At 43.6% G+C, this 26,086-nt stretch carries 31 protein-coding genes; 11 read left to right on the top strand and 20 right to left on the bottom strand.

Annotated features, from left to right (window positions below):
- Nucleotides 1–159 precede the first annotated feature (159 nt).
- From ACMXYR_RS05540 to ACMXYR_RS05520, 5 genes are all read right to left on the bottom strand, one after another.
- Nucleotides 160–1,854, bottom strand: coding sequence for an ATP-dependent nuclease (locus ACMXYR_RS05540; RefSeq protein WP_415903217.1), 1,695 nt, complete (start codon nt 1,852–1,854; stop codon nt 160–162).
- A gap of 119 nt (nt 1,855–1,973) precedes the next feature.
- Entirely contained in the window at nt 1,974–2,852 is an 879-nt protein-coding gene (locus tag ACMXYR_RS05535) for a hypothetical protein (RefSeq protein ID WP_415903216.1), read from the bottom strand.
- Between the two features lie 139 nt (nt 2,853–2,991).
- On the bottom strand, nt 2,992–4,110 hold the full coding sequence (locus ACMXYR_RS05530) for an HNH endonuclease (protein WP_415903215.1): 1,119 nt from the start codon (nt 4,108–4,110) through the stop codon (nt 2,992–2,994).
- Entirely contained in the window at nt 4,110–4,814 is a 705-nt protein-coding gene (locus tag ACMXYR_RS05525) for a flagellar motor protein MotB (RefSeq protein WP_286237614.1), read from the bottom strand. Before ACMXYR_RS05525 ends, ACMXYR_RS05530 begins: the two co-directional genes overlap by 1 nt.
- A gap of 2 nt (nt 4,815–4,816) precedes the next feature.
- The gene (locus ACMXYR_RS05520; protein WP_415903214.1) at nt 4,817–6,670 is read right to left on the bottom strand and encodes a hypothetical protein; all 1,854 of its coding nucleotides are present in this window, start codon (nt 6,668–6,670) and stop codon (nt 4,817–4,819) included.
- 536 nt (nt 6,671–7,206) lie between these two features.
- Here ACMXYR_RS05520 and ACMXYR_RS05515 point away from each other — a divergent pair.
- The 6 genes from ACMXYR_RS05515 (at nt 7,207) to ACMXYR_RS05490 (ending at nt 11,957) form a co-directional block, all read left to right on the top strand.
- Nucleotides 7,207–7,596: a TerB family tellurite resistance protein gene (locus ACMXYR_RS05515; protein WP_415903213.1), complete on the top strand. Its 390-nt coding sequence runs from the start codon at nt 7,207–7,209 to the stop codon at nt 7,594–7,596.
- Between the two features lie 2 nt (nt 7,597–7,598).
- Nucleotides 7,599–8,594, top strand: a complete 996-nt coding sequence (locus tag ACMXYR_RS05510) for a hypothetical protein (protein ID WP_415900556.1) — start codon at nt 7,599–7,601, stop codon at nt 8,592–8,594.
- Between the two features lie 151 nt (nt 8,595–8,745).
- Nucleotides 8,746–10,092, top strand: coding sequence for a hypothetical protein (locus ACMXYR_RS05505; RefSeq protein ID WP_415903212.1), 1,347 nt, complete (start codon nt 8,746–8,748; stop codon nt 10,090–10,092).
- Nucleotides 10,089–10,364: a YkgJ family cysteine cluster protein gene (locus ACMXYR_RS05500; protein ID WP_415903211.1), complete on the top strand. Its 276-nt coding sequence runs from the start codon at nt 10,089–10,091 to the stop codon at nt 10,362–10,364. Before ACMXYR_RS05505 ends, ACMXYR_RS05500 begins: the two co-directional genes overlap by 4 nt.
- Before the next feature lie 291 nt (nt 10,365–10,655).
- Nucleotides 10,656–11,210, top strand: a complete 555-nt coding sequence (locus ACMXYR_RS05495; RefSeq protein WP_415903210.1) for a hypothetical protein — start codon at nt 10,656–10,658, stop codon at nt 11,208–11,210.
- Between the two features lie 375 nt (nt 11,211–11,585).
- Nucleotides 11,586–11,957, top strand: a complete 372-nt coding sequence (locus tag ACMXYR_RS05490; protein ID WP_415903209.1) for a hypothetical protein — start codon at nt 11,586–11,588, stop codon at nt 11,955–11,957.
- Between the two features lie 79 nt (nt 11,958–12,036).
- On the opposite strand, the gene ACMXYR_RS05485 is transcribed toward ACMXYR_RS05490, so the two are convergent.
- Entirely contained in the window at nt 12,037–12,483 is a 447-nt protein-coding gene (locus ACMXYR_RS05485) for a hypothetical protein (RefSeq protein ID WP_415903208.1), read from the bottom strand.
- A gap of 50 nt (nt 12,484–12,533) precedes the next feature.
- On the opposite strand from ACMXYR_RS05485, the gene ACMXYR_RS05480 reads away from it, so the two are divergent.
- Nucleotides 12,534–12,818, top strand: a complete 285-nt coding sequence (locus ACMXYR_RS05480) for a hypothetical protein (RefSeq protein ID WP_415903207.1) — start codon at nt 12,534–12,536, stop codon at nt 12,816–12,818.
- Between the two features lie 5 nt (nt 12,819–12,823).
- Here the strand turns inward: ACMXYR_RS05480 and ACMXYR_RS05475 are convergent, their stop codons facing one another.
- The 12 genes from ACMXYR_RS05475 to ACMXYR_RS05420 form a co-directional block, all read right to left on the bottom strand.
- The gene (locus ACMXYR_RS05475; protein WP_415903206.1) at nt 12,824–13,621 is read right to left on the bottom strand and encodes a hypothetical protein; all 798 of its coding nucleotides are present in this window, start codon (nt 13,619–13,621) and stop codon (nt 12,824–12,826) included.
- 47 nt (nt 13,622–13,668) lie between these two features.
- Nucleotides 13,669–14,250, bottom strand: coding sequence for a hypothetical protein (locus tag ACMXYR_RS05470; RefSeq protein ID WP_415903205.1), 582 nt, complete (start codon nt 14,248–14,250; stop codon nt 13,669–13,671).
- A 67-nt stretch (nt 14,251–14,317) separates the two neighbouring features.
- On the bottom strand, nt 14,318–15,307 hold the full coding sequence (locus ACMXYR_RS05465; protein ID WP_415903204.1) for a helix-turn-helix transcriptional regulator: 990 nt from the start codon (nt 15,305–15,307) through the stop codon (nt 14,318–14,320).
- A 35-nt stretch (nt 15,308–15,342) separates the two neighbouring features.
- Entirely contained in the window at nt 15,343–15,774 is a 432-nt protein-coding gene (locus tag ACMXYR_RS05460; protein WP_415903203.1) for a hypothetical protein, read from the bottom strand.
- 184 nt (nt 15,775–15,958) lie between these two features.
- Nucleotides 15,959–16,228, bottom strand: coding sequence for a hypothetical protein (locus ACMXYR_RS05455; RefSeq protein WP_415903202.1), 270 nt, complete (start codon nt 16,226–16,228; stop codon nt 15,959–15,961).
- Between the two features lie 280 nt (nt 16,229–16,508).
- A complete protein-coding gene (locus ACMXYR_RS05450; RefSeq protein ID WP_415903201.1) occupies nt 16,509–17,534 on the bottom strand; it encodes a hypothetical protein in 1,026 nt (341 codons plus the stop codon).
- A 295-nt stretch (nt 17,535–17,829) separates the two neighbouring features.
- Nucleotides 17,830–19,281, bottom strand: a complete 1,452-nt coding sequence (locus ACMXYR_RS05445; RefSeq protein WP_415903200.1) for an ATP-dependent DNA helicase — start codon at nt 19,279–19,281, stop codon at nt 17,830–17,832.
- A 151-nt stretch (nt 19,282–19,432) separates the two neighbouring features.
- A complete protein-coding gene (locus ACMXYR_RS05440) occupies nt 19,433–19,726 on the bottom strand; it encodes a hypothetical protein (RefSeq protein ID WP_415903199.1) in 294 nt (97 codons plus the stop codon).
- A 118-nt stretch (nt 19,727–19,844) separates the two neighbouring features.
- Nucleotides 19,845–20,297 (bottom strand): helix-turn-helix domain-containing protein, encoded by a 453-nt coding sequence (locus tag ACMXYR_RS05435; protein WP_415903198.1) that lies wholly within the window; start codon nt 20,295–20,297, stop codon nt 19,845–19,847.
- A 77-nt stretch (nt 20,298–20,374) separates the two neighbouring features.
- Entirely contained in the window at nt 20,375–21,031 is a 657-nt protein-coding gene (locus ACMXYR_RS05430; RefSeq protein WP_415903197.1) for an inovirus Gp2 family protein, read from the bottom strand.
- Nucleotides 21,032–21,315: 284 nt separating this feature from the next.
- Nucleotides 21,316–21,510: a helix-turn-helix transcriptional regulator gene (locus ACMXYR_RS05425; RefSeq protein ID WP_415903196.1), complete on the bottom strand. Its 195-nt coding sequence runs from the start codon at nt 21,508–21,510 to the stop codon at nt 21,316–21,318.
- A gap of 100 nt (nt 21,511–21,610) precedes the next feature.
- Nucleotides 21,611–22,594, bottom strand: coding sequence for a hypothetical protein (locus ACMXYR_RS05420; RefSeq protein ID WP_415903195.1), 984 nt, complete (start codon nt 22,592–22,594; stop codon nt 21,611–21,613).
- A 164-nt stretch (nt 22,595–22,758) separates the two neighbouring features.
- On the opposite strand from ACMXYR_RS05420, the gene ACMXYR_RS05415 reads away from it, so the two are divergent.
- From ACMXYR_RS05415 to ACMXYR_RS05400, 4 genes are all read left to right on the top strand, one after another.
- A complete protein-coding gene (locus ACMXYR_RS05415) occupies nt 22,759–23,088 on the top strand; it encodes a hypothetical protein (protein ID WP_415903194.1) in 330 nt (109 codons plus the stop codon).
- Nucleotides 23,089–23,395: 307 nt separating this feature from the next.
- A complete protein-coding gene (locus ACMXYR_RS05410) occupies nt 23,396–24,211 on the top strand; it encodes a DUF932 domain-containing protein (protein WP_415903193.1) in 816 nt (271 codons plus the stop codon).
- A 17-nt stretch (nt 24,212–24,228) separates the two neighbouring features.
- Nucleotides 24,229–24,723, top strand: coding sequence for a RadC family protein (gene radC, locus ACMXYR_RS05405; RefSeq protein ID WP_415903632.1), 495 nt, complete (start codon nt 24,229–24,231; stop codon nt 24,721–24,723).
- 127 nt (nt 24,724–24,850) lie between these two features.
- Nucleotides 24,851–25,411, top strand: coding sequence for a tyrosine-type recombinase/integrase (locus ACMXYR_RS05400; protein WP_415887575.1), 561 nt, complete (start codon nt 24,851–24,853; stop codon nt 25,409–25,411).
- Between the two features lie 57 nt (nt 25,412–25,468).
- Here ACMXYR_RS05400 and ACMXYR_RS05395 read toward each other — a convergent pair whose 3' ends face one another.
- The gene (locus ACMXYR_RS05395; RefSeq protein ID WP_415887574.1) at nt 25,469–25,744 is read right to left on the bottom strand and encodes an energy transducer TonB; all 276 of its coding nucleotides are present in this window, start codon (nt 25,742–25,744) and stop codon (nt 25,469–25,471) included.
- A gap of 106 nt (nt 25,745–25,850) precedes the next feature.
- Nucleotides 25,851–26,045 carry a hypothetical protein gene (locus tag ACMXYR_RS05390; protein ID WP_415887573.1) on the bottom strand — a complete coding sequence of 65 codons (195 nt, stop codon included), beginning with the start codon at nt 26,043–26,045 and terminating at the stop codon, nt 25,851–25,853.
- Nucleotides 26,046–26,086 lie beyond the last annotated feature (41 nt).

Genomic DNA, 26,086 nt, shown 5'->3' with positions numbered 1-26,086 from the left:
GATAATCTACAGAGCATAACAATTAAAGCGAACAACTTACCCCTTTGCCGTTCTAGCCATTCTTATACCATTTAACGCCCGGCACAGCGGCTTGGCGAACTGGCACGTAATTGCGAAGCAATTTGAGTGATAGCTTGCCAAATCCGTTGCTGCCGCTTGTTATGCATTATCGTCCCAAATATCCCGAGCAAAGTTGCTAAGGGTTTCATTGCATATGTGTTCAGAGAGTTTACACAAGTCGATATTTTGACCAATCTCAGCTTGCAACTTACCTCTCAATGCACTTTCTACAGTTTTGCCGTGCATATACCTTCGGCGGTCGCCATCAAAGTCTTGTGTACAATTCAAAGATATGGCGCCGGGGTTTGGCTTCTCTCCACCTCTATATGATTCTTGCAACTTTCGGTTGTGAATAGTATTTATATATTTTTCCAGTATCTTATCTCTGCGCTCATCCAAGCATTCATCAATCAGCTCTTGCACTCTTTCCACATTAGTTTGTGGGTAGGTCTGTGCAATATGATTCTCATCTATAAAATGACTCTCTGCGTCATTACCTTCAGTTATAAAAACTCGAATCCCAACGGGCTCAAGTTTTTGCTTATAACTTTCTATCTCTTCTTCTGACATATAGTCTCGATCGCGGTGTACGACGACCGTTGTTCCCGGAGCGTGATCTGTAATAAACGAGTTTAACGCTAGAGCAGTCTGTGTATTTGAACACCCATTATAGGACCATGTTTGATATTCATCAGGAACAAAGCCTGAAGCTTCTGCAAGTAACTCTATATAGCCGGTATCAGTGTCCTCTGTGAGGATTACACATGGTATTTCACCATTTCTAAGCTGGTCACCTCTATCAAGCGCTCCTATCTCTAGCAAAATACTTCGCTCGACATCTTCAGCATCTTCAACTAAACAACAGTTGTTAATCCAATGAACTTTTGAGTCGTTTTTTATAGACTCAAAGAAGTGACGGGAGTGAGTTGATATTATTAGCTGACAATTAGTTTCATCGTGTAATTGTTTTAATAGTCTAGCGAGGATCCGCTGATTGTTAGGGTGTAAATGAGAGTCAGGCTCATCCAAAATGAGTAGTTGAGGCTTATAAAGATAGTAATATGCCAATATTTGAATTGCTTGAAGAATTCCTGTTCCACATGAATCAATTGGTAATGAGACTTCATTGCTAGTGACTCTAGCTTCAATGTGCTCATCTAAATTTGGATCAAACGTAACCTCGATTTCGTAATCTGGAAATACGGTTTGAAACTTTCTCTTAAAGCTATCCCATGAAGCCTGATCTTTGGTTAGCAATAGAAGTATATTACGAAATACACTATTAGAATCTCCTTTAGCCGCAGCTTTTCGAACAACTGATGGGGGTCTATATTCCTCTGCAGAAGGTATACCTGCTAAACCAGGTACAATAATAGAATAGGGATTTTCGATATCCTGTAACCTTTCTCCTAGCTCTTTACCTTCTAGTGCAGTTACTATATTCCTATTCTTTCCTTTTCTAATGCTAACTGTAGAACTTGAATCAGCATTAAACGTCACCTTAATCGCGTGTTCCAACCTAGTCTGAAGGTGCCCTGAAGGTGCAAGCGCCTCTATATCTCTTAAAGGTGAATATATTAAGGATTCGCTTGATAGGGATGAGGGACAACGATCCCCTTTCCAACGGGCATTTTGCTGTTCTGTCGACTGGGCAATTGAAACTGAAAACTGAATGGCTTGTTGAATACTACTTTTCCCAGCATTGTTTGACCCAATAAGCAAATTGATTCCTTCAAGAGGAACCTCAATTTCATCAATGTTCTTGAATCTTTCAATTTTAATGCTTTGTAACAAAATGATTTCCCTTGCTTATGTCTGTTAGTAGAATCAGAGTTGCATAACGCCTGCCATAAGGGGCGAGCAGCGAAGCGGAGCCTCCCAGTGAGCGATAGCGAACGAACTTGATGGCCTTGTTATGTATTGATTCCATACGCCTTGCGTACAAACAGCATACTTTCCCACCTTGACGCCCTTGCTGCTTTGTACTTTTCTTCGGGCTGAGGTTTTCCATTTGCTCGTTTTTCCCAACTTCGTTTGCTGAGATATTCCCGATACTTGGATTCGAGGTATTGGGATTTTTCCGGATAGGTGTTTGAAAGAAGCAAAGAGATGGACTCAGCGTTGGCGCCACTTGGGTGAGGCGGTGCTACGATTTCTCCTTCGAAGCGAGTGATCTTCTGTGGAACCAAATTCCGGCGATCCAATTCTGAAATGACACTCGCAACAAAATCACCGAGAGGTACTAGTTCAGCTGTAGGCGGAATTGATTGCAGATCCTTCGCAAAACCATCGATTAGAAGTCTTTCTAACTCACTGACCTTAAATGGGTTTGGATTTCCGTTGTAATCCTTACCTCGAATGAATACGGGGTACTTCAAAAGAGAACAAAAATTCACTAGGTTGTTTTCTGTACTCCAAAGTTCGCTTGAATCGTGGATACCTAGTCGTTTTTGATAGCCGAGCTTATTTAGAGTATTCACAATATTGGGCCTCATCGAACCACTGAAGCTACCAATTCTTTTCACTTCTGATACGGCTTCGTCGATGTTTACCCCCACCTTTACCGATTTCGCCGCAGCATTTAAAGCCCGATTCATTTGGGTGCGGCCTGGTGTAATTCCGATTAGAACGATCTTGGCGGAAGTGTTGACGCGTTCGAACGGCGCATAGAAACACTCAAGGTGCTTCTGATCATTTTTCCATAGACGAAAATTATGAGCCGGACTTGAATCATCGGCCCTATGACTTAACCGCGCTATTGGTCCCGAGAATTTATTGAAAAGTTCGCTCAAGCTAATTCCTTTTTATGCATAACGCTCACAGCAGTGGCGCACAAAGCGCGTCAACTGCCTGTTATTGTTATAGGTCGGCAGATCAAGCGTTACTTAAATGCTAAGTCAATAATCAGTGCTGAAAAAACGAATGGCGCGATTATTGATTCATTTCGCTAAGAGCTTCACCCACTGATAAAACATTCCAGCCATATAACTGCCCAGCCTTTATGTCTTCCGCGCTTATAGCAATGCCCTTTTTCAGAGAAGGCCATGCCACCTCTAACTGAAACGTTGATTGCTCATTATTTTTGATAATAAAGTTGATTTCAGGTAGTGGATAACCACTCTTTTCATAGAAGCGCAGCAAACCATCAACAGCTTTATCAGCTACATTTCTTGCTTGGTTCCAGTTTGAAATGTTAAACAGCCCCTGCTCTCTTCTGAGACCATTCAAAAACAACATATTTTCATGTGTAACTCTCATATAGTCATGATGTGGTTGCTTACGATGGCAATCGATACAAAGTGCTTTGAGATTATCTGGATGGTTCTCTCTTTTATTCCCACTGATATGGTGTGTGTGCAACAGGCGCTTATTAGAATTCAAATCCACACCACACTGTTCACAACAGAAATTTACAGTTGCACGGTAATTTGTGGAGACTTCAGCCCAATCGTCAGAGTACCCGCCTTTGTCCACAACTTGTGATCGATCAGGCATAGAGCTAAACAAGGTGCTGTATTCTGATAAAAACTCTGAAATATCATACTCATTATATATTTGCTTTTTAGGAAGCCCCTTCCCGTGCCGATACCCCTTGTAATTGAGATAGGATAAACAGTTCTTACATACTCTTAATTCTGCTTCACCTTCAACACTATCACCGGTTTCATATGAGACACCATAAACCTTAAAAAGGCCACTGGTGTTATAAGTCGCTTTATATCTATTAAAGCGGTTTTTCTGGCGCATCGAATTCAAAGTCTTGCAGTCAGCAACATGGAACTTACGTCCCTCTTTAATTCCTCCAAGAACCTCATCAATTGCCTGACCTTGGTCCGGAATAAATAGAAGTACTTGACGACCCTTAACACTGAGAACACCATTCTCAAGCTCTAGATCTTCTAGCTGTATATCCAATCCAGCAGTACTAGAAAGGTCTTTATCTAGCTCAAAATCTGGTGAATGATCTTCTTGGAGATTGAAGTTGGCTTCAAACTTCCCCATGCGCTCAACATTAGCCCAGAGCCCCGATAAATCAGTAGTTAACTTCATTAATTCAGCTCCAGAATTTGGCGCATCTGGATATCAGCATTAGTGATAACACGAAAAGTAACTCGCCTTGAACGTACAGAGTCCTCTTGCCCTGCAGTATTCATGACCGGGTGAGATGAAGAAAGGCCTACCGCAGCAAAGTGTTTCTTTATCCATCGCCTTTGTTCATCAGATTCAGGGAGATCATAGACATAGGCAAGAACACTTCGAGTCCTTCCCTGTGAAAGCTCCATATTTCTAAAATATGCTTCCGTATCACTTACATAACTATTCCAGACGCTACTAGTATGCCCTTCAATACGTACTTCATTGATTGAATTAGCAAACTTACCAAGAACATCTAGATACCGAGGGAAAAAATCCCTCAATAGCTCTTTATAGCGTGAACTAAGATCAATCTTTCCTGTTGCGAACAACACCTCAGGGGATTGAAAAGTAAATGTCAAAGAGTGGGGATCTATCACAGCATCCCAAGTCTGTAGATCGGACTGGAATTCTCCCATTAGGGCATCATATATTGCGACTTGGTTTTCCTGGTAAGCAACGGCTACCTCTTTAACCTTGTCTCGCTCAATAAACGCTTCCCGCATTAAGGCAATTGCAATAAATAAGAACACCATCATCAACCCAGCCATCAAGTCTGAGACTGATAACCAATGAGACTCTTCTTGCTCAGTTACCTTCGAATCCAAAAGCCGGCTCATATTTAGCTAACCTCACGCATCCTAGTAACCTTGTGCATCTCAGTTACAAGCTGTTGATAATCACTTGTGAATTTACCTGAGATTGTTGACAGCGCACGCCCCATTTCGTTCATAACACGATTAAGCTCATGATTAAGTGCGTCGTCTAACATTTTGACCTGTTTCTGAACCGCTTCCCCAGTATCTTTAAGAGCGTTATCTGCATGCTGACTCATACCTGCTAGAACACGCTGACTCTCTTGAGTTTGCTGCTCAGCCATTTTTTGTAGCTCTGCACTCAACTGCTGGCGCATTGATGAAAGCCCTTGCTCGAAGCTATTCCGAATAGATTCAGTTTCAGATACCAATGATTGGCTTGCGGTTTTATAGGATTCCGTTAACTTCTGACTATCATCTTTAAGATCGGCAATTAAATTACGTAGCACTGAGTTAGTCTCGCTCAACGCATCATCAAACATCTGCTTAGACTTTTCACTATTGTCTGCAATAACGCCTGAAGTACCTTGTAAAGATTCATTTACTCTTTGGCTATTCTGAATAAATTCTTCACTACCTGTAATGATGGCCTTTTGCATTTCGCCCGAGCTATCAACAACGGCTTCGGACATTTTATTACCAGCTTCAGAAATTCCTTTAGAGGCCTCATCAGCTGCTGCTCGAACCCCTTCTGACATTGACTTAACCGAAGAGCTGACTTCATTAGAAACAACTTCAGCAGCATCTGTTAGTCCAGACACTAGGGTCTCAGTTGTTTTTGTCATACCGTCGTTTATTGAAGCCGCTACTTCATTCATTCCTTTAACAGTCTCATCAATCTGAGTTCTAATTTCAGGTACAGCCTCAACAGCACGATCTCGAATATCTTTAAACGCATCAAGATGTCGTTCGAGTTCCTGAAGTTGATGCTGATTAACTTCCATTACAGCCTGCAACTCTTTCATACTTTCAGGAATAACTTTCGATTCCTCACTAATATGGCTTACTGCAGACTCTGTGTGAGTTATTGCCTGGACCCCTTGTTGATATTGATCGCTCATTTGAGCCAACTGTTGTTTGTAATTCTCTTGCCATTGAACCAATTCAAGAACAGCAGCATTTAACTGTTTAAAGTTTTCTCCGAATTGATCAATCAAGTTATTATTGAAATCTGAAATTACATCCTTGAGAGCATTAATCACCTGTTCAGTCGCTGACTTAGACATCATATCTGCAAAGTCTTGGAGCTTAATCCACAACCGTTCCTGGAATTCTAAGAAAGCAGCCTGCTGCTTTTCGGAATGCTCATTGATGCTCTTCAGGGTAGGAGCTAATGGCTCAACCGTTTTCACAAGAATTTTATGCTGATCTCCAATATCAGACCTCAGCAATTTCATCTGCCCTACTAAGCTAGCTTCACTATCTCCACCAATAGCACTTCTCAGCGATTCAATACCCTCTGCTTGCTCTTTCATTACACCATAAAGTTCGGCTACCCCAACTTCATCCTCATCAACACCTTCAGCAATTTTCGGTGATATCCAGCCCGTAGCAACAATCAATTTATATAGAATTGAGAGCGCCATACCTGCCAAGCTGGTTGTAAATGCAGTCTTCAGTCCTGTTAATAATGTGCCGATACTTCCATCAATATCATCAACATTGAAACCTAATAAACCTGATATAATTCCCGCAAACGTACCCAAAATACCCAAGGTAGTGAGAAGTGTTGGAGCATACTGGGTAAATGAATGAGCGCTGTTATTACGTTTCAAAACCACAGCAATCAAAAAACAAACGATCAACGCCCACAAAAAGATATTGGTAAGAAATTCTGCACCGCTATTAAGTAGCACCGATTCGATTATTCCAGCCAACATTTCAACATCCTTAATTAAGTAAATGATTACCTCGAGAGCATAACGCACCCTGTAATCTCAGAATTATTCAGTTTTTTCCTACCTATGAGTCAAACCCTAAAGATAAGAAAGAAGATTTAGCGTATGAAAAGCATGTTTCGAGGGGTGAGATATTCCATCCATGAAGAACAGCTGATCTAACCTTGATCCCTTAGACATTATCCATAATTTTGTTTACGAACAGCTGACGAACCAGAACAGGTATCGTCTATATACAAGCTGAAGACAAATTTGCCAGAAACACAAACTCATTGCAAATCATGAAGTTATCTAAACGGTCGTTTAATACTACGGCACAAACCAATTCAAAAAAATAACTTACTGAACCAGATTAAACCTATTGTTCGGCATAAGTCATTTTAAAAGCCGCCTAAACAATTTAATGAAGTAATTTAATGCTAATTGCTAAGTGTTCAACTTCACGATATTGATGTAAACATAGATATAAACCACTCCTTTTGTAAGGAATTATTAAAAACATCACATGGAGACGTAAGATGTTTATCTGCAATCTAAATACAGAACAACAAGCAGCCATGCTGGCATTAGCAGAACTAATAGTCAGAGCCGATGATGAGATCGCACCAGAGGAATATGCGATTCTTGCTTCTCTCAAATCACAGTGCTCACCCAATGTTAAGCCCATCAGTATTGAATTTCCCAACTTACCAACCACCTTCCCCCATAGAGCTTCACAAGCCTCATTAATTTTAGAGCTACTGGGCGTTGCTTATGCCGATGCTGAGTACCATGAAAGTGAGCGCGGCTTAATTCGTGAGATTGCCAACGCACTCTCGCTAGAAGCTACTTTACTAGAAGACATGGAATTATGGGTTGAGCGCCAATTCATCATGGCTAAAGAAGCTCAAAAATTCATGGAGGACTGATCATGCCATTACCTTTACTTTTAGGGGCTGCAGCAGTTCTTGCAGGCGGCTACGGCGTAAAAAAAGGGCTTGATGCTAAAGCTGACTACAACGAAGCGGAGGCCGTAAATTCAGAAGCAGAAGATATTTACGATAATGCTGAAGCTAAGCTACAAAAGGCACGCGCAAAAGCAGAAAAATCAATTAATGAACTAGGTAAAACTAAATTCTGTATTTATAAAGAAACCTTACTACCATTTGTAGATGCTTTTTCAAAAATAAAGAATATCGACTTTGATGACAGCGGATTACTTGAAACAAGTAACCTAACAACAGTAACTTCTGATGATATGCAAACTGTTGAAGTCTCTGCCATGACTATGAAAGACGTAGTTGGCGGCGGTATTGCTGCTCTTGGTAGCGGAGGACTTGCAGGCTTGGCAACATACGGTGGCGTCGGCTTGTTAGGCACTGCATCTACAGGTACCGCTATAAGCTCTCTGGGAGGTGTCGCAGCGACGAACGCCACACTCGCTTGGCTAGGAGGAGGATCCCTTGCCGCCGGAGGCATGGGTATGGCAGGCGGCATGGCTGTACTAGGGGGTATAGTAGCGGGGCCAGTCCTAGCTGCAGGGGGCATGATGGCAGCCTCAAAAGCAGAAGCAGCCAAAGAAGATGCATATAGCAACCTATACGAAGCAGAATTAGCAGCTGAAAAAATGAAGTCAGCGAAAGTTGTTACAAAAGGCATTAATCGAAGGTTCAAAGAGATCAACGAAGTCTTAGTTGAGCTGAACCTACGCTTTATTCCAATGCTACAATCATTGCAGGATTTAGTTGGGTCCGACATCGACTATACCAACTACAGCTCGGCTGATAAAAAAGGGGTATTTATTACCGCAGCCTTGGCGAAAACGCTCAAGAACGTTATGGAAGCGCCACTACTAGACGAAGATGGTTTAGTCACTTCGGAATCACGTTCAGCACTAAAAAGCGCCCGCAAAGCTCTTGAAGCTTGATTCAGATGTGTTCGGCTGGTTAACCATCAGCCGAACCTATTCCAAAGGATAGGAATACATGCCCCCAAAAAAACCAGAAGACCTAAAAAGCCTCGCAGGCGCACATCTTTCTGACCACCTAACTTCTCGGCATACAGAACGTACACGCGCATTGTTTAACGATAGCGAAGAACTCGTCAAACTAGCTAAAAAGTGGAAAAACGTCGCACCTGATAAAGCACAAGGGCATCTTTTTGAGCAAATGGAAGTTTTAAACTTCAATTATGACGCACTTAAAAAAGATAGTGATCTGTTTGCACGCACAACAGCAAGCATGGGGCTTCCTACCGATCCTGTCGATATTATTATCACCCGAGGAAAAAAAACTGTTCGAGAGGTTCAAGCTAAATCTTGTAATAGTGCAGCCAGAAGCGTTTTTGCATTATCACAAGAAAAATACGATGAAATGGCCAGACTAGCACCTGCCGACCAGCATGAGATGATCGAAAAGCTATTAGATCAACGCATAAAAGCAGGCACCCTAAAAGCATCAGATTACGAAAAAACCCGTGAACACCTACAAAAAAGCCTCAGTCACGAGAATGTTAGCTCCTCTGGTACGAATTATGAACAATCACTAGCTGCAACAGATACAAAAATAGCAGAAAAAATCTCAGATCAAGTGAAGCTAAAAAGCGCACTTACTGATATGCATAAGTCAGGTAAACAAGCTGGCCAACTAGGTGCAATCATTAGTGGCTCGAGTTCGGTAATAACCAGCAGCTACGACTTTTATAAAGGAACCAAAAGCATTGGTGAGACTCTTTCCTCAATAACAATTGATGCAGCTAAAGGCTATGCAACCGGATATACCGTTACAGCGATGAGTAAAGGAATAACTCATGGTACATCTCACTTTTTAGGTCAAAGTGCATCTAAAGCTTTAACGCGCTCTAATGCTCCGATAGCTATTGCAGCAGGAGTCGTCGCGGCAAGTAAGTCTATAGCATCCTTCATAAAAGGCGATATTGATGAAGAGAAACTATTGGATGAAATAAGTCATACTGCGATCACCAGCACAGCATCCTTCTATTATGGAGCCCTTGGGCAAGTAGCTATCCCCATTCCCGTTGTAGGAGCAATGGTTGGAGCTAGCATCGGATACTTTGTTGGTAACATGCTCCATCAATCTAGCCTTATTGCTTTAGGGGAGAGTAAAATTGTAAAGGAAGCTAAACACAGACGATTAGCTATTGAAGAAATGTGCCTCAGCCTTATTCCCCAAATACGAAATCAACGTATTGCTTTTGAAGCCCAACTAACAAAACACTTCAATGAGAGAGACACAGAGTTCCGTATAGCATTTATGCAACTCGATTCTAGCTTAGAAGATTGGAGCCCTAATGGGTTTGTTTCAGGGTTAGAGAAGATAAATCTTCAATTTGGGAAAACTCTTCAATTTAAGACCTTCGAAGAATTCGATGATTTCATGCAAACAAATGAGGCATTTGAATTTTGAGTAAGCACTTCCCCTGCGACAAATGTGGAGCATGCTGCAAACAAGTCAACCTTTCCAAAGCAACGTCCTCACTAGACCGTGGCGATGGTACATGCAGACATCTGGACACAAAAACCAACCTTTGCGTAATTTTTAATGAAAGACCAGATATATGTCGAGTAGCTTGGCAATACAAACATAATTATGCTGACCTATGCAGCTGGATTGAATTTGTAAATCTTAATATCGATGCCTGTAAAGAATTAAAAGCTAACATAGAGAAACAACCCTAGAATTCATCGATGAAGAAAACGATAAGCGACAAATATTGACGCATCAAACTATTAACATTACTTGCAATTAAGACTGAAGAAATTTGTAAATAATGGCTCGAACATACCGCAGAAGTAAGAAAACTTTCCAAAAGACTCTCTGTGAAGCCTCTGCCTTTACCGAGAACTATCCTGCTCACGGCTGCAAGCATCATGGTTGTTGTAAGCATTGCTCTAGGTCACGGCTCTACCAGCAAGTGAAGTTTAAAATAGTGCCATTAACACCCAACATGCATGAAAAGGAGTTCTAGAATGACCAAGAATACAAATGACCCTTTTGCTGAAAAAGCAGAGGGGCTTATCAATGCCATCAAAGCACTTGTAGATTCTAAAGTAGAAGATACGTCTTGCTACAGAATGTTGATTGACAACTTTTGTGCTTATCAAATGGGTGCCAGAAATGGGAAAGACAAATTAGGCCGCTGGGATACCAATAAAATCCGGAATCACTGCCTTCGTTCAGTGGAAGCCCACAAAGCAATTATTAAAAATGAAAAAGGCATTCATAGAGATCATGTTATACCTATGAAATTTATTGTCGAAAAGTTACTAGCTCTACCAACTCCATCAACTACAGCAATAATGGATACCCTAGAAACCCATGCTGTCTTCGCTGCCATCACTGAAGAAGAACACAATATGTTAAACATCAAGCATCGAAGTAGAATGCCTGATGGCTATTCAATTGAGGGGGATGATTTATGTGATCAGCCGTATGCTAGATATATAAAAGTATTTCCAGATAAATTCAAAGACGGATTCGAGGGTAATAGTTTTTTTGAGCCAACCCCCGACAAAGGCTGGTAAATAAATACCATCCAATAGTAACTAGTTATGGTTTAAGGCACTGCTTCAAGCCTTTCCGCAGTGTTAAGTTCAGGGACTAACCTATGGATACTGAATACTGCTATCCAATATACGAAAGAGGAATCAAATGCGGATCAGGTTGGGCCTTCCTTCTACTCAGATTTCTGAAAAAAACAAAAACCTATTAAGAACAGGTATATCTAAAACAAGTTAAACAAAAGTGCGGAAGGCTTAGTATCCACTTTGATGTTATACCTAGCAACGAAATTACGTTCCAAGAACTTTATCTATTCGCAGAAGAGCTAGCAGCCCAGTCAGAACTCACTTGTGAGTTCTGCGGTGTAGAGTTCAGTTCGGCATCAAGCTCATCAGGTCATGTATAACAGAGCGAAAACCTTCCAATGCACCTATTGCGCCTCAGAGATTGCTTCAATCGCAGATTTTTGCCCACAATGCGGTGCACCTAACGAATGGATTCACCCACGATTAGTTGAATTCCTTGAAGTAAAGTCAACTGAGTTTGTTCCTCAAGAATGCTATTTTAAGGTCAAACATGATCAGCTATATATGTATGTTGAAGACACTCCTGGCCTGTGGGCTTATACCCTTTTAGGAATGTTGACCGTACTTTTCCTCCCCTTAGCACTCCTTTATATCTTATGGTGGGTTTACAAAGATGACCCATCGCATACTGACGGTAAGAAATACTTCATAGTCAAAGTTGATGATTCCGGGATTTCTGAATAGGAATCACACAACGATGACTATTGGAAAAAGGTTTATAGCTATTTTACTGCCAAATCACTAGAAAATTAGCGGGTAAATTTTACTTAACCACAAAGCTCAACTCTTTATTCTTCAGATCCCGGATCTCACTCTTACTAAGACTTTCCTTGCCTTTAACATCTGCCGGATCAACAAACATGACGAACGTGCGCTTATCTTTGGTATTCCAGCCGTAAGCAACGTAGTCTTTATCGGCAAGATAGGTTTGTGAATTGGTTTCATAAGAGCCTGTAGGAAATCCGGCGTTGGGATCTACGCTACTTGTCGCGACAAGATGAATCAAACCAACCTCAGTCTCAAGCACAACCTGATCTTTATGCCCTTCAGAGTTCGTTCTATTTTTTACCAGGTTGGCCTCTATACCTTTCTGTTTAAACTGTTCCATTACCAACAAAGCCAGGCTCTCTTTTCTCTTTGGAGTTGTATCCCCAACAATCATTACTCTCTCCATATCAGATGCGACAAGAACTGCCTCCTGTCGATGCATACTAATGACTTAATATAAAACCAGAACATTCTCTCATTCAGGAGATTAACATGTTTCATTCAGTCCTGAGTCAAGACCGTTCCTGTATGTACTTAATCCCTTCAGCCCACTGGGATGGAAAAGTTTACACAGTTTATGATGATGATGATCAGTACCGCTTACAGTTAAGTAAAATAGTGCACGCAATCTGCTCAAAATATAAAGGCGCTATCTCTATCGATATTGGAGAAGACTCATTTTTACTCGAATATGATGAATGGCAGGATTTCTTCCACCACTATGGAATATTAGCAATCTACATGGACCTAGGTTTAGAGCCAATAAACATCATATAAATGATTTACTGTCTGTTAGCTTTGAAACTGGGCAAAGGCCCACTTTGCTTAGAAACTGTCAGTTCAGAAAATTTATCATCAACATCAGTAAGCTTTTCCTCTAGGGAATAAAGGCATGTAATTCGGAGCTCATCACTATTCAGTTTATCATCCGCATAACACGTGGATGCCATAAATCCTACATCCATATTTGCTGATAATTTCTCTGTTATAAGAGACACCTCACCAGAATTGAATACATGCGCTATAGCTGTCACGAACAAACGTTTCACATCATCAAGACGGGATAACTCTTTTGTTAGTAGGTTGAGCGCATCATCAATCCTGTGCTCACCCACACAACTGAAGCTTATCTCCTTTACTTCACCTGCTCTCTGCAATAGCTCTCTGATGTGACAAAAATCAATTCCGGGAATACACCTGCGCTTAAGTATGCCAGAGATCATCTGCACGAAATAAGAATCTGCATAGCTCCCGTTGGAACGAACATAGAAGGAATCAAATCTTTGCGCGAGGGTTTTCAACTGAGCAGAATGAGCCTTCTCCTCTATAGAGGAACCTTGAATTTCACATAAATAAAGCCCTGAAAAAAACTCGCGCCCTTCAGTAAGGTGATCAGTGATGTACTTCTCTACTTGGGTTTCATTACCAATGACGCAACGGGCTAACTCATCCACATCGTTCCAATCACGCGGTACATCTACAGTCCTTACAAGCAGTTCACTCCCTCCCCGCGTTTCATACTCACAAACCGAACTAATAAGTTCACTTTGAGGATTCAGATTGATGATTGTGATGCCCAAAGGGTTCTGCTTTTCATTAAACATCCGCATATAAGAAATATTAATCCCTAAGTAAGTATGTTTAACGAATAACCACCGTTATATTCAAAAAATAGCTCTCCACTAGAGTTACTATCAGGTTCAGAACGGCTTATCAGCTCAGCCTCATCCCAGAAATTAATGGCAGCCTTAAGCTCTTCAATATGATTCTGGAACAACCCTGATTCAAGGATCTGCTGAACTTCAGGGGCGTCTAATCCAGGCACCCACAGCAATCCTTCGGTACCTTTATCTTCTAGCGCTAGTGATGGCCACTCTCTGCCAAGAATGTTAAAAAGTAACTTGGGTAGCTGTCTTACATCCCTGTGCTCCTTTGCATCAGCTACTACTCTATGCTGTGCAACCTTTCTCTCTCCGTGCCACTCCAGAGTACACACCACCGGATCATTCGCTACTGACGACTCACTGGCTTGCTTAGGGCAGGGGCTAGCATAGGCAGCATGCCGTCTTGAAGGGTATTCACTAGGCTTTGCCCATTCCCATAGGTTATCAACTACATATGGGACATTACTTGGTAGACGTTTGGTCGGATATGGGTAGTAAACTTTTCCTGCTTTATAGTCCGATCTGTCAATTGCACGGTATAACATCTTTACTTATTCCTTAAGTCGCTTCCAACGCTACTGAGTAGCGATACCTGGAGTCCTAACAATAAATTCATTTATACATTTGAGACTGTTTGCGGACAGTTGCTGCGATTTCATCACGAAGCGCTATAGGCTCTACAATCTCTATATCACCAGTCAAGCTCAGTATCCACCGGCGAAGTTGCATCGTATCTTTAACTTCAGCCTTCAGCGAATACCATTCATCCCCTTTAGTAATCTCTTGCGAATCCGACAATGGAGATTCTAATAAGTATTCGCCCTGCACTGGGGACAACTTTGCAACCAGCTTAATTTCGTCATTTAGAACGATGTCTTGATCTGAGCTTCTGACAAACTCAGCTACCTTAAAGTCAGAATCAATTAATGCGGTTTCATCTAATACTTCTGCCTGACATATGCGATGAAGAGGTATCTGCCTAACATCCTCATAATCCCAGAAAGTGCACACAAGATAGATAATCGGCTCTCTTACTAACACAGCCAACGGATTAACCACCGCAGTTCTACTCTCAGAACTCCCAAGTGAATGGTATGTTAGGTTTATTTTCCTCTCTTCTAGCAGGGCCAGATAGACAGCATGATAAACCTCTTCAGAGATAACAGGGGGCAGTGATGGTTGTACTCTTTGAGAGATAAAAACCTTTTCTGCCCAGTTAGCGAGTGAATTATCTGATAGCTCTAAAAGTGTGTCATCCGCAGTTTTGAAGTAAGGTGATAGATAGCTCACTGATGATTGTGGCAAAAGTGATTGGGAAAAACGCTCCACCAGCTGGAAAGTCATAGCAATATGTGGAGGCATATGAAAAGGGTTGAATGACTCAGCCCCTTTCATCCAATACCAGCCAAGGTGACTGGAAATCTCATCAGAGGCTATCGGGAAAAACCTTGAAAGCTTCTGTAAATCACGTTGGATCGTCCTTACAGATACTTCAAACCCTGAAGAGGATAATTTTTCCTGTAACGTAGCTGTATTTGTTTTCCCGGGCCAATGTGGTAAATAGCGAAGCATCTCAAGCTGCCGCATCAATGTATCTGACATACTAATCCCTTAGAGCGGTAAACCGATCATTTACGTTAGAACGTTTCCGCCCATCTCTCCCAAAAACCAGGTTCATCATGGTGGCTATTAGCTAGAGCTTTCTGATAACTTGTGGCCATAAAAATTACACCCGGTAGTCGCATAGACCCATCGGGGTTTTCAAGATAACGCTCAAGTTTCAAATAAATTGGGTCTGTACGATCAAATGGTATGTCAACGTATAGCTGACCATCATAAGATCGCCTACAAGATTCATCAGCATGATAACCGCATGGTTCATAAGAGATATTGTTTTCTGTCAACCATTCAATAACCTTTACCCTTTGAAGGTTATGCTCGTAATAGGGATCAGCTGGTTTCAAATACCTTATGTCTCCCTCTACTTCGTAGGAACCAAAGAAAATCCATAGGACATCTCTTTTTTTAGACCTTGAGGTTGCATCGATATGCTGGATAAGCCTTGGCATATAAATTACCTTATTCTTCAGGTTAGTTTTGCATCATAGATTTACCAGAAACAATTATTCCTTATTGAAGCGACAAAACTTGTCGTATTAATTCCGGATGTCTGATAACTCATATAACTATACTAATCAAAGCATTTAGAATGGCAGACATTGGCAATAAGCATCTATCCCTTTCCCCCTGAAACTATGATCTAAAGGAAGATCGAATTCGGTTACGTATGCTGCAGAGCAACTTAGTCAGTAACGAGTCTGGAATGATATTGCTCTCTTTTGGGACTGCAAATTTGATAAAGCCTGTACCGTACTCGCTGATGATAGGGTCGTCAGATGCAACTAGTGGAGGGTTGTAAACGACCTCATAAGCTTTCTGTTCATGCGGCACATCCTCTGGAGGCTCAGCGTAGCTGGGGTTCAAATGCTCTTCTACAGTTTTACCATTGATGATGAACCCCATAATAAAATCCCTTTCAGTTAAAACTGACCACTAAATTGTAAGTAAACTTTGTGGAGTTCAGTAAACTTTCTCCAATGCATACCTTTAGGCCTCACTCTGAGATTATCTCTTACCTCAAAGAGTCTCTGCTCCAGCTTATTGAGCTGGGCACCTATTAACCTTCTAAAAAACTTGCCGGCCTGTAAACCTCTCCAAAGAGGAGCTGCTCTAGTTTGTTGAACTCAGTATAACGGTACTAAGTAGCTCCAATCGCTCTCTGTAGTGGTCGGCATAACCACTATTATCCAACAGTTTTCTTTTTAGCAGGGGCTTTAGACTTGACTATAGTTCGGCACTTTTTTGGTGCCTTGTAGTGGATGTATGTGTCGAAACGGCAGAAATACTCAATAAGCTGGTCGACCTTTTCACAATCTTCACCCTCATCGAGGGACACAACATCATTCAAAATAGGAAAAACGCTATTAAGCGAAGGTCCTTCAACAAAAGCGGCTCCGTTTTCGGACACATTAGTCAACCACAATTGAGCCAATTTTTTTGTTCTTGAAGCGATATCGAAAACCTGATCACCGTCGTATATCAATACTAGATCATGGAAAAGGCCTTTTTCAGGTAGAAAGCTCAGTTTACAAAGGTATCCAAGCATATGCTTGAAAGGTGCTGCCTTGGTCCTCTCTCGCAAAAAAATATTTCGGTTCTCTAAAGCCACATCCACATCATTACATCTAGGACTATATCCCAACTGCATGTGCACCAAAACTACCTTTGTCTCACACTCCAACACTGCGTAAAACCATTTGTCCAAAGACCTACGACGCTGGTTCAGTTCTGCTGTTAACGCTTTGGCTTTACGAATAAATGCTTTTGAACAAAATAAAGTATCTAGATCACAAAGCAGGTTATTTGATGTTGCATGCAGTTCCTCTGCTCTCTCTTTCGAGTACCCAATTTTAAGCTCAGTAAGGAGCAGTTCATCACTAGCCTGATGATCCAGCAAAGCTTGCCCGTATATGGTTATTTGTACCTTTTCGTGTTCCCTCAAGGCCGCCATTTTTAGGATCGATATGGAATGACGAATCCTTGCTAATCGCCCAGCAGATCTTATCACCCACTTATGCTCACCATTACTTAAGCGTCGTGAGACAAAATCATCTTCTAAACAGCGATCACCTGGCAACTCAACCAGTTTTCGCAACTGTCGCTCGATTGCTTGTAATTCCCTAAACCAGCTTTCATCATTCCCAAACCGCAGGCATTGTTCGTGATCACCTCTCAATTGCTTTGTACAACCTTCACTAAGATTTAACACTACTGTTCGCCCTGTACTATTAGTACACCATTGGGTGCAGTTATAAGGCTTGAATTTCCCGCACAACATAAAAAGTTATTGTACGTTTTAACAAAGAAAATTATTTAGTACTTAAAAAACAATGAACTAAATATAGACAAACCTACTACTAAACACCACTTACCGTATCTTGGAGTTGCACATAGGCAAAATTTTACCCCTCTCAATTACCAATAACTGTGCACCGATATTCTATGAAATTTATCCAGAACAGCAGATTGCACCCATTAATGGGTGCAAGATTTATTCAATTAATTTACTGCACTACAAACAAGCAATACGATGCTCTAGTCACCGCGGTATACATCCAACGATATCCCATGTCAGAATTAGTATTTACTCCCGTCGGATCTAAGATAACTTGTTCCCACTCTCCTCCTTGAGCCTTATGGCATGTCATAGCGTATCCGAACTTCACCTGCAGAGCGTTGAAATATCGATCTGTTTGTAAAAGTTCTCTAAACTCATGACTATTAGGATCAACAAAGGGATTCCTCTGACAGACTAATAGGTATAAAGCATGCTGTTCTGTTTCTTCCAGTTCACGTTTACTCGAATACAGCAGGTTTTCCAAAATCAGTGTCTCAACAACCTGAGTTACACCACTCACCATGCTCAGCTGAAGTCTCACCTCTCTAAATTTCAGATTAGCAATCTGCCCATTTGGCAGGTAAACCCTCTCCTCATGTGAGTTTGTCATAACCGTATGCACATCAACCAAGTCACCATTACTCAACCCATATTCAGGACTGTTGCGAGTAACAAGCAGGCGATCTCTGGGGGAGATGGGTGCATAAGCATTTCCCCAAAGCTGAGCTCGCACACTCAGGTTATATTCCTTCGCCATCGCATTGCTATAAACAACAGCTGCACATGAGAGGTTTTGACTGATGTTGTTAGCAATTAGGTTAACCGCTGGATGAAAGTCAATGGGACAAATATCGTACCTATTAAACGGGATAGAAAAGTCCCCTCTGTATCCAGTAAATATCCGCTCACGAATCTGATTAGCGAATGAAAGAATGCCACTCTTATCACCTTGGCGCATGACCGTAGTGAGCTCATAACGCCTAGCATTAAGCCCAAAGTAGTTGTATAGATACTTAGGGCTCAGCGCTGGCGAATCCTGACTGCCCACTGGAGGCAACTGCGCCAGATCTCCTACAAAGAGTACTTTAATTGGGCGATTAACAATCCCTTTTCGATAAAGATCTTGCGTGTGGTCAATCAAATCACTCAGCAACCTTCCGCTTCCAAACATCATCGAAGACTGATTCGTCGGGTTATCCCCCACCATCGATGTTTCATCTACGATCAACAAATCGAAGGGCTCTTTCTGCTTTTTAATGGAAAAGCCCATCTGAATGGTGCTAAGCCCTTCTTCTAAACGCTCTTCATCCACCTCCAAACTCGCCATGTAATAAAGCGCACTGTGAATCGTCGAAACAAAGGGAGCCCCCATGCTAGATGGCAACATTTGGGATAACTTTCCCTGCAGAATTTGTGCTGCCCGGCCTGTGGGCGCCACCAGTAAACTATCCAACAACAACTGATGAGCCAACTCAATAATCTTCGCTACCAACGTGGTCTTACCTGTACCGGCACTGCCACAGAGTACAAAAGCATCTAAATTCGGGGACATTAGGAAATCGCTGATAGCCGCCATGGCTTCGTTTTGATCAGGATTAAGCTTTATAAGAGTATTCATGTGATTAATATCCAAGAATCAGCCACAGCTTCCCATAAGCCAAGGAGGCCTAATCAATTGGGTTGTGACTGAGATAGAAAGGAAAGGGCAACAAACCTGCCCGTATTAGAGGTACGCACTCTGCTGAATACGTTTGTGTATTAGGTAAAAATCAGAGTTGCCCACACTCAATCAAATCAATTAGATTGGCTACTCCGAATCCTCGCATGCTGCCATCACGGGCTTGCCACTTCCCTTTACCCGGCCAGAAATCAATCAGACCGCTATACCCTGTAACGACCAGGTGAATCCCATCATTGTTGGTAAAGTATTCAATATTTCTACTCTCGAGCATCTTCCGACTAGATTGACGATTCATGGCACGTTTATTCACAGGTCGTGTGGCCTCCTGCTCTTTCTGTTGTTCGACTTCGCTTTGCTCATTGGGAATAGTCAGTGACCCCATGGGAATTTCCTTCTTTAAGTTGAGGGTTACCATCCTTGGATTCAGTTGACGTTCCTGTCTGTACTATCTCCGCAATCCGTAGAAAATTACTGGCCTGAATTCTTCTAAGAGCATGTGATCAATTCCCTGCTCTTTCTTGTCGATAAGACTCAACCGCTTGCTTCAATAGCTCCGGGCGAACAGAAACCCAATGCAACAACGTCCTTGCAGCAGCACAAGGCTGACGCCTCCCTTGCTCCCATTCACTCACCGTTCGGGGACTCACGCCTAAACATCGAGCAAATGTAGCCTGAGTGAGCTTCTTCGACTTACGGGCCTGTATGGCCTTCAGGACAACCGGATCAATGGGCCTATTTCGAGTATTTTCGTCCATCTCTGAAGTGAGCCAAAGAGACGTATTTCCCCTTGTTTTCGACTGCACTGACGGAGTTTGCTTGTTCATTTGCTCTTCAGGACGCCAAGGGTTCGGCTGAGTGGGATAACGCGCTTTGACCTCTTGTGCAATCTCAGGATGTTCCTGCTCAAAGCGCAACATCCAGCGATCGGCAATAGATAGGTATTCTTCTGACATAATGTGTTCTCCAATGGTAATCGATAGCACAGCTCTACTACGCTCATACCATCTATCTCGAACACCACTTCACACTGTTAGCTGGTGGACCCTCCGAAGCATTGAATGCCATTACCGAACCTCTTTGTGTAAGCTTTACACAAGTAACTGGCGCGCTTAAAAAGAGCGGATCGAGACACATATTGGTCAGAAGGCTGCAGTGTATAGGTTGCGTTATCAGGTATATGCACCAGCCCAGGAGATTGATTATGAGGGATACCTAAAGCCGAGTACCACGCCTCCCGAATCATCGCCAGTAGACTTCTAGATCCTGGAGCATAGTCACCCAGCCTGTGAAAAACTTCTTTGTTGAAAAATAGGAGTACGTGGAAGTGAGGAACATGGGAGTTATTTTGCTCTCTCGCCCACACCCACCTTACCTTTGCATTGTGTATACGCCGCCCTTTTGCAGCCTGGCGTTTCAGATAGCTGATAACCCTACTGTCTAACGCCTCTTTGAACTTTTGAAGAACCCGGTTACTGGTCGACAACTCAGGTGTGGGTATATCACAGTGCAGCTCGATCAATACAGCCAGTGTTCGAGGGAAGTCATGAATGGATCGAGTAGTCACGAGGTCTAGCTTCTCGAGATACTCCCTAACAAGTAGATTGTTTGAATTGAGGGGAAACCCTGCATACTGGGATTCATTCCAAAAGGTTAAATTATGGTTTCCGGGTACACGTCTGTTACGCATGATGAACTCCATTTTGAGACATCCCTTTTTAGCTAATCTCTTATGCCCATCACTCTGATATTTTTGTCATCACTTCGTGCCTATAGTATGAAAACTTGGCGTACTTGAGCGCCCAGAGAGTGGAGAGGGGTTTATATTCTTACTACCGACAACGAGTGACCGAAATGCCTCGTCAGCAAAGCATTTTCTTGCGAAAAGTGACGGGTTTTATGAGCGTTAGCTACTCAGGAAATTTAGAAGATTGATTGAAAAATAAGAAGTAACCTGATCTCTCGAATCAGGTGCTAGTGGGGTTGTGAGATATCTCGCTCTTCAATACGAGCTTGAATCCATGCCAATACTTCCTCCTCGATCCAGGCAACTGATCGCCCTCCCAGTGAAACAGAATCAGGAAAGGTATGAGCATCAATACGCCGATACAGGCTCGACTTTGACAGAGAGGTCATTTTAAGAACTTCAGGTAATCGGATTAATTGCATGAGTTTTGCTCCATAGTGGTTGGGTTCATGCAATAGCGGGTCGGTGTAAGAAATTATCTCCCTCCACAGAAACAGGCTGATCTCAACACATATTTGTACGTCATCCGTCCTCACCAGATTCATTCCCCGAAACTACTCTCCAACGACCTCCCCTAGTGGCTCCTTCTCGAACAAGTAACCCCATAGTCCGAAGTCGTTGCGCCCACCGCTGTGATACCCGTTCACTTATACCAAGCTTTACCCCTACTTCCTTATGAGTCATATGAGGATTCTCTTGCAGGAGCCGAAGCATGCCCTGTTCATCGCTGGGTAACCTATGCGGCGTGCCGGCAGGAAGTTCGACTGGTACAGCTTGCTGCTTGTAGAACTCTTCTGTTTGTTTTACACCATCAGATGACAGTGCACTGAGTAACAGCCCCCCCACTTTCTTATACACCCTGTTATTTTGAGCATTGTTAGTCAAACCACCGAGATCACGGGCATTACCGAGCAATTCTTCCTCAAAACAACCGTCTCTCAGTAACCAATCGCCACGTACCAGAATCCTAACACCCATTACAGCCAATAGAAGACGCGACTCAATAGGAAGAGATGGCACAGTCCAAATGCAATTGAACCAATAAACACCTTGTAGCCACTCACATTGGCTAAAGTCCGGCACTTCTCGCCACAGCTTAGCCAAACGCCCGAACTTATCGCGGGGTAAAGTAGGTCGATAAGAGCTCTTAAACCTGTCATGTTCACGCAACCCATCGCCATAAAATAATTCGAGCGGGGATTGAGAATCATTGTTGTCAATAAACTCGTAAAACTCCTTCAACAGGTCTGACAGCTCTGTTTCCTGTATTGTTGGCTTGAACACTACGAGCAACTTAATCAATGCAGAAACGCGGCGCTCGAGCAAATCATCATCCCTTTTGCCCATTTTCTCAGCTATGCCAAAAGCTGAAGCTATACCTTTCACTTTCGCGAGTTGTATCAGGTCTGGCAGTAACTCATGAGTCTGCCTCTCTGCTTCTTCTCCAATCCAGTCAAATTCATTCATACCCCCTCCCCCATTACCGCCGCATGAATATGGCAGCATTTATGCCCCTTACCAAATTACCGCCATTTTACCGCCACATCAAACAACCAATTGTTTTTAAATAAAAATATTTCAGACATATATCACCTTCCTGAGAACAACCTAATGCTGATTATCCAGGCCACCAGCCTGGTTCTATCATTCACTCTCAGGAGATCCTATCCATGTCATATTTATGTCCAAATTGCAGATCAGAATCTGTTGTCCATCGTCACAAAGGACGTAACGTAGGCGGTATTACAGGCGGAGTGGCAGGCACCGCTAGCGGTGTTGCCGGTGCCACTTCAGGTGCTAGCACGGGGATGGCCCTTGGAGCCGTTGGTGGCCCAGTAGGAATTGCCCTCGGCGGATTTGCCGGAGCACTACTCGGCGGGCTTGCGGGTGGAGTGACCGGCACCTTGGCAGGCTCAAAGATTGGTGAGAAGCTGGATGAGCACATCCTCGATGATCTGGAATGTACTAACTGCGGGCAAACCTTTCGCAGCGATGAGTAACTCCGAGCTCAATCACCCTTCCACCTTTCATAACACTCCGATGAAATTCAGCAACAGCGACTTACCAAAATCCCAAGAAATACCCCGGCGTTTGCCGGCTTTATGCCCCTGACATATAGAAAGCGCATAAAGCTTCAATAAACCATCTAGGCTTGAGTTCCTCGTTCGATTCAGATCAAACCATCCCAGAATGATGTAGGCCTCATCGAATTCACGGCACAGCAACGTCCCCCGTTCCCAGTCATCGCCTCAGCCCAATGCACTCTAAGAGAGTGCTTGGCTGTGGCCATTTATTAGGAGTTTACCCATGACCATGAACATCCTTTCAGAAAACCAGCTTTACCGTAATGCACCCGCTATTTTTGCGGACACACCCGATAGCCAGGTATCTGACCGTTATGGCTTTGTGCCCACCATTGAGGTGGTCAATGCCTTACGAAAAGAGGGTTGGCACCCCGTCCGCGCACAACAAACGATGTCGCGGCTACCCGAACGACGTTCTGTTGCTCGTCATATGGTTCGGTTTCGCCAAGATCCGGATCGGCAGATCCACGTCGGTGATTCTGTGGCTGAACTTGTACTCTGCAACAGCCATGATCGAAGCAGTGCGTATCAGTTAGACCTCGGTTTGTTCAGATTGGTCTGCAGCAACGGCATGGTGACGCCCATCGGCGAGATGGGTGGGATCAGAGTGCGGCATGGCTGTCAGGTTGTAGATGAAATTCTAGAAGGCTCCATTGCCCTCATCGACGAAGCCCCCGAGATCATGTCTGCCGTTGATCGTTTTCGATCACTTCGACTGTCACCGGATGAAGCACAACTGTTCGCTCAATCCGCCCTGACGTTGCGCTACGGGGAGGACTGGGTGAATGCCAGCCCGGTGTCTCCTGACGCTCTACTACAGGCTAGACGCTCAGAAGACCGTGATCCCGACCTCTGGCATGTCTTTAACCGTACCCAAGAAAACCTACTCAAGGGGGGCTTACACGGACGTTCCAGCGAGGGACGACGCACACGTACCCGCCCCATCCGCTCAGTCACGGAAGACGTGCGGCTTAACCGAGCGCTTTGGAAACTGACAGAACACTTCGCGGCCCTGAAGGGCGAATCAATCGCAGCCTAACTGAAGGAGCAACCATGATGGAAACCGTACAACTGATGGCGGGTGAGAAACCGGGTACCTATGTGGTACCCGATGCGGTAACGGAAGCCGAGCTACTTCACCTCGCAAAAATGATTGCCCGCCGACGTTTGGCCAATGGGCAACCCCTCAATAATCCTAACGAAGTTCATCGAGCAATACAAACCTTACTGATCGATTATGAGCATGAGGTGTTTGCGCTACTGATGCTGGATAACCGCAACAAGATCCTCACCTTTGTGGAACTGTTTCGCGGCACGCTCAACGCGGCCTGCGTCTATCCTCGCGAAGTGGTTAAGGAATGTCTGAAGCTCAATGCGGCGGCGGTCATCCTGGTGCATAACCACCCGTCCGGTAATCCTGAGCCCAGCCTGGCAGATCGACAGATCACACAACAGCTACAGGCTGCCTTGTCGTTAATCGATGTCCGTGTGCTGGACCACATTGTGGTGGGAGCGACGCCCGTGTCCTTCGCCGAACGCGGCTTACTCTGACCCTCAACCGAAGTTCCCATATTGTCCTTTTGGGAACTTACCAACCCGCATGAATACTGGGCTCAGAACGAAGGGGCCCGTCTAAATTCTCAAATTCCCCATTTCAAACGAAAAAAGGAACCTGACTATGACAGAGGTGCACGCCGTCAAAGATCCAGAGACCATCTGCCTGATTAGCCACCTGCTCTCTCGGCGGCATAGTCAACAGATGGCTGACATCTGGAATATTGGACTGAACTTAGCACTGCGGATCTCCGATCTGCTATCGATTAAGTTCAGCGACATAGAGGAGGACCGATTGGTCCTCCGTGAACAAAAGACAGGAAAGCAAGCCAATATCCCTTTAAACCCCAAAGCCCTGAAGATCATTCAGCGAATTCATCAGGATCATCCCCATCATATCTACCTGTTCCAGTCATACCGCAACCGTCAATCCATTAATCGAACTCCCCGTCCCCTCTCTCGACGTGCTGTCAGCAAGGCTTTTGGATCTATAGGTGAGGAACTCCGAATATCACTTGGAACCCACTCCATGCGAAAAACACGGGGCTATCACCTTTATAAATCCACCAAGGATATTGCGCGTGTAATGAAGATGCTCAGGCATAACTCTGAGAGTGTGACATTGCGTTACATCGGTATCACCCAAGACGAGGTCGACCACGACTTCAAGGAATTGGTGCTATAAATGCTTTTCTTAGCAACCTAGGCAATGCAGATGTGCGGGCCGCACACGAACACATGATTATTTTATTGAAAAAGTCACCGGCACCTCCACCCAAGCAGATACCCTCTGTCCATCAATCATCGCAGGTTCTATTTGCCAACCTTTTACAGCCTCGATTGCGGCTTCATCCAAACTTTCATAACCACTGCTTTTATAAAGCTTTACTTCCAGATTACGCCCTTGGGGCCCAACAAGCACTCGCAGTAACACCGTTCCTTGCTGTCGCTTACGCATTGCTTTACGCGGGTATTCTGGTGGTTGCGACTTGGAGCGGTAATTTGGCTGGGTGAACACTTTATTGAGTACCCCAGCTGCTATGCGGTTACTTTGTTCAACTGCTGCGAGCGGCTCCGCAGTTTTTAGCTCCTGTTTAGGTTCCGGTGTTGGTTTAGGCTCTGGTTTAATTACCTGAATTGCAATAGAGGCTATCCTGCATAGTAGCCAGCTTCTGCTTAATTTCGAGTGCAGTCGCACTGGCTAATCCTGCCTGTAACAGTTCGGGATTAGTGAGAAGTACCAAAACCAGAATACAGTGCACCAGCAGAGAGATAATCACTGCTGGCGCAAAACGGGTACCGTTGACGTATGACGACATTTTAGATACGCCGACGGTCCCGAGATCCAGCAGAGAACAAC

Source organism: Neptuniibacter sp. QD29_5 (genome assembly GCF_047778125.1).
Taxonomy (GTDB): Bacteria; Pseudomonadota; Gammaproteobacteria; order Pseudomonadales; family Balneatricaceae; genus Neptuniibacter.
Note: the sequence above shows the minus strand (reverse complement) of the source record. Positions and strands in the feature narration are given on the sequence as shown.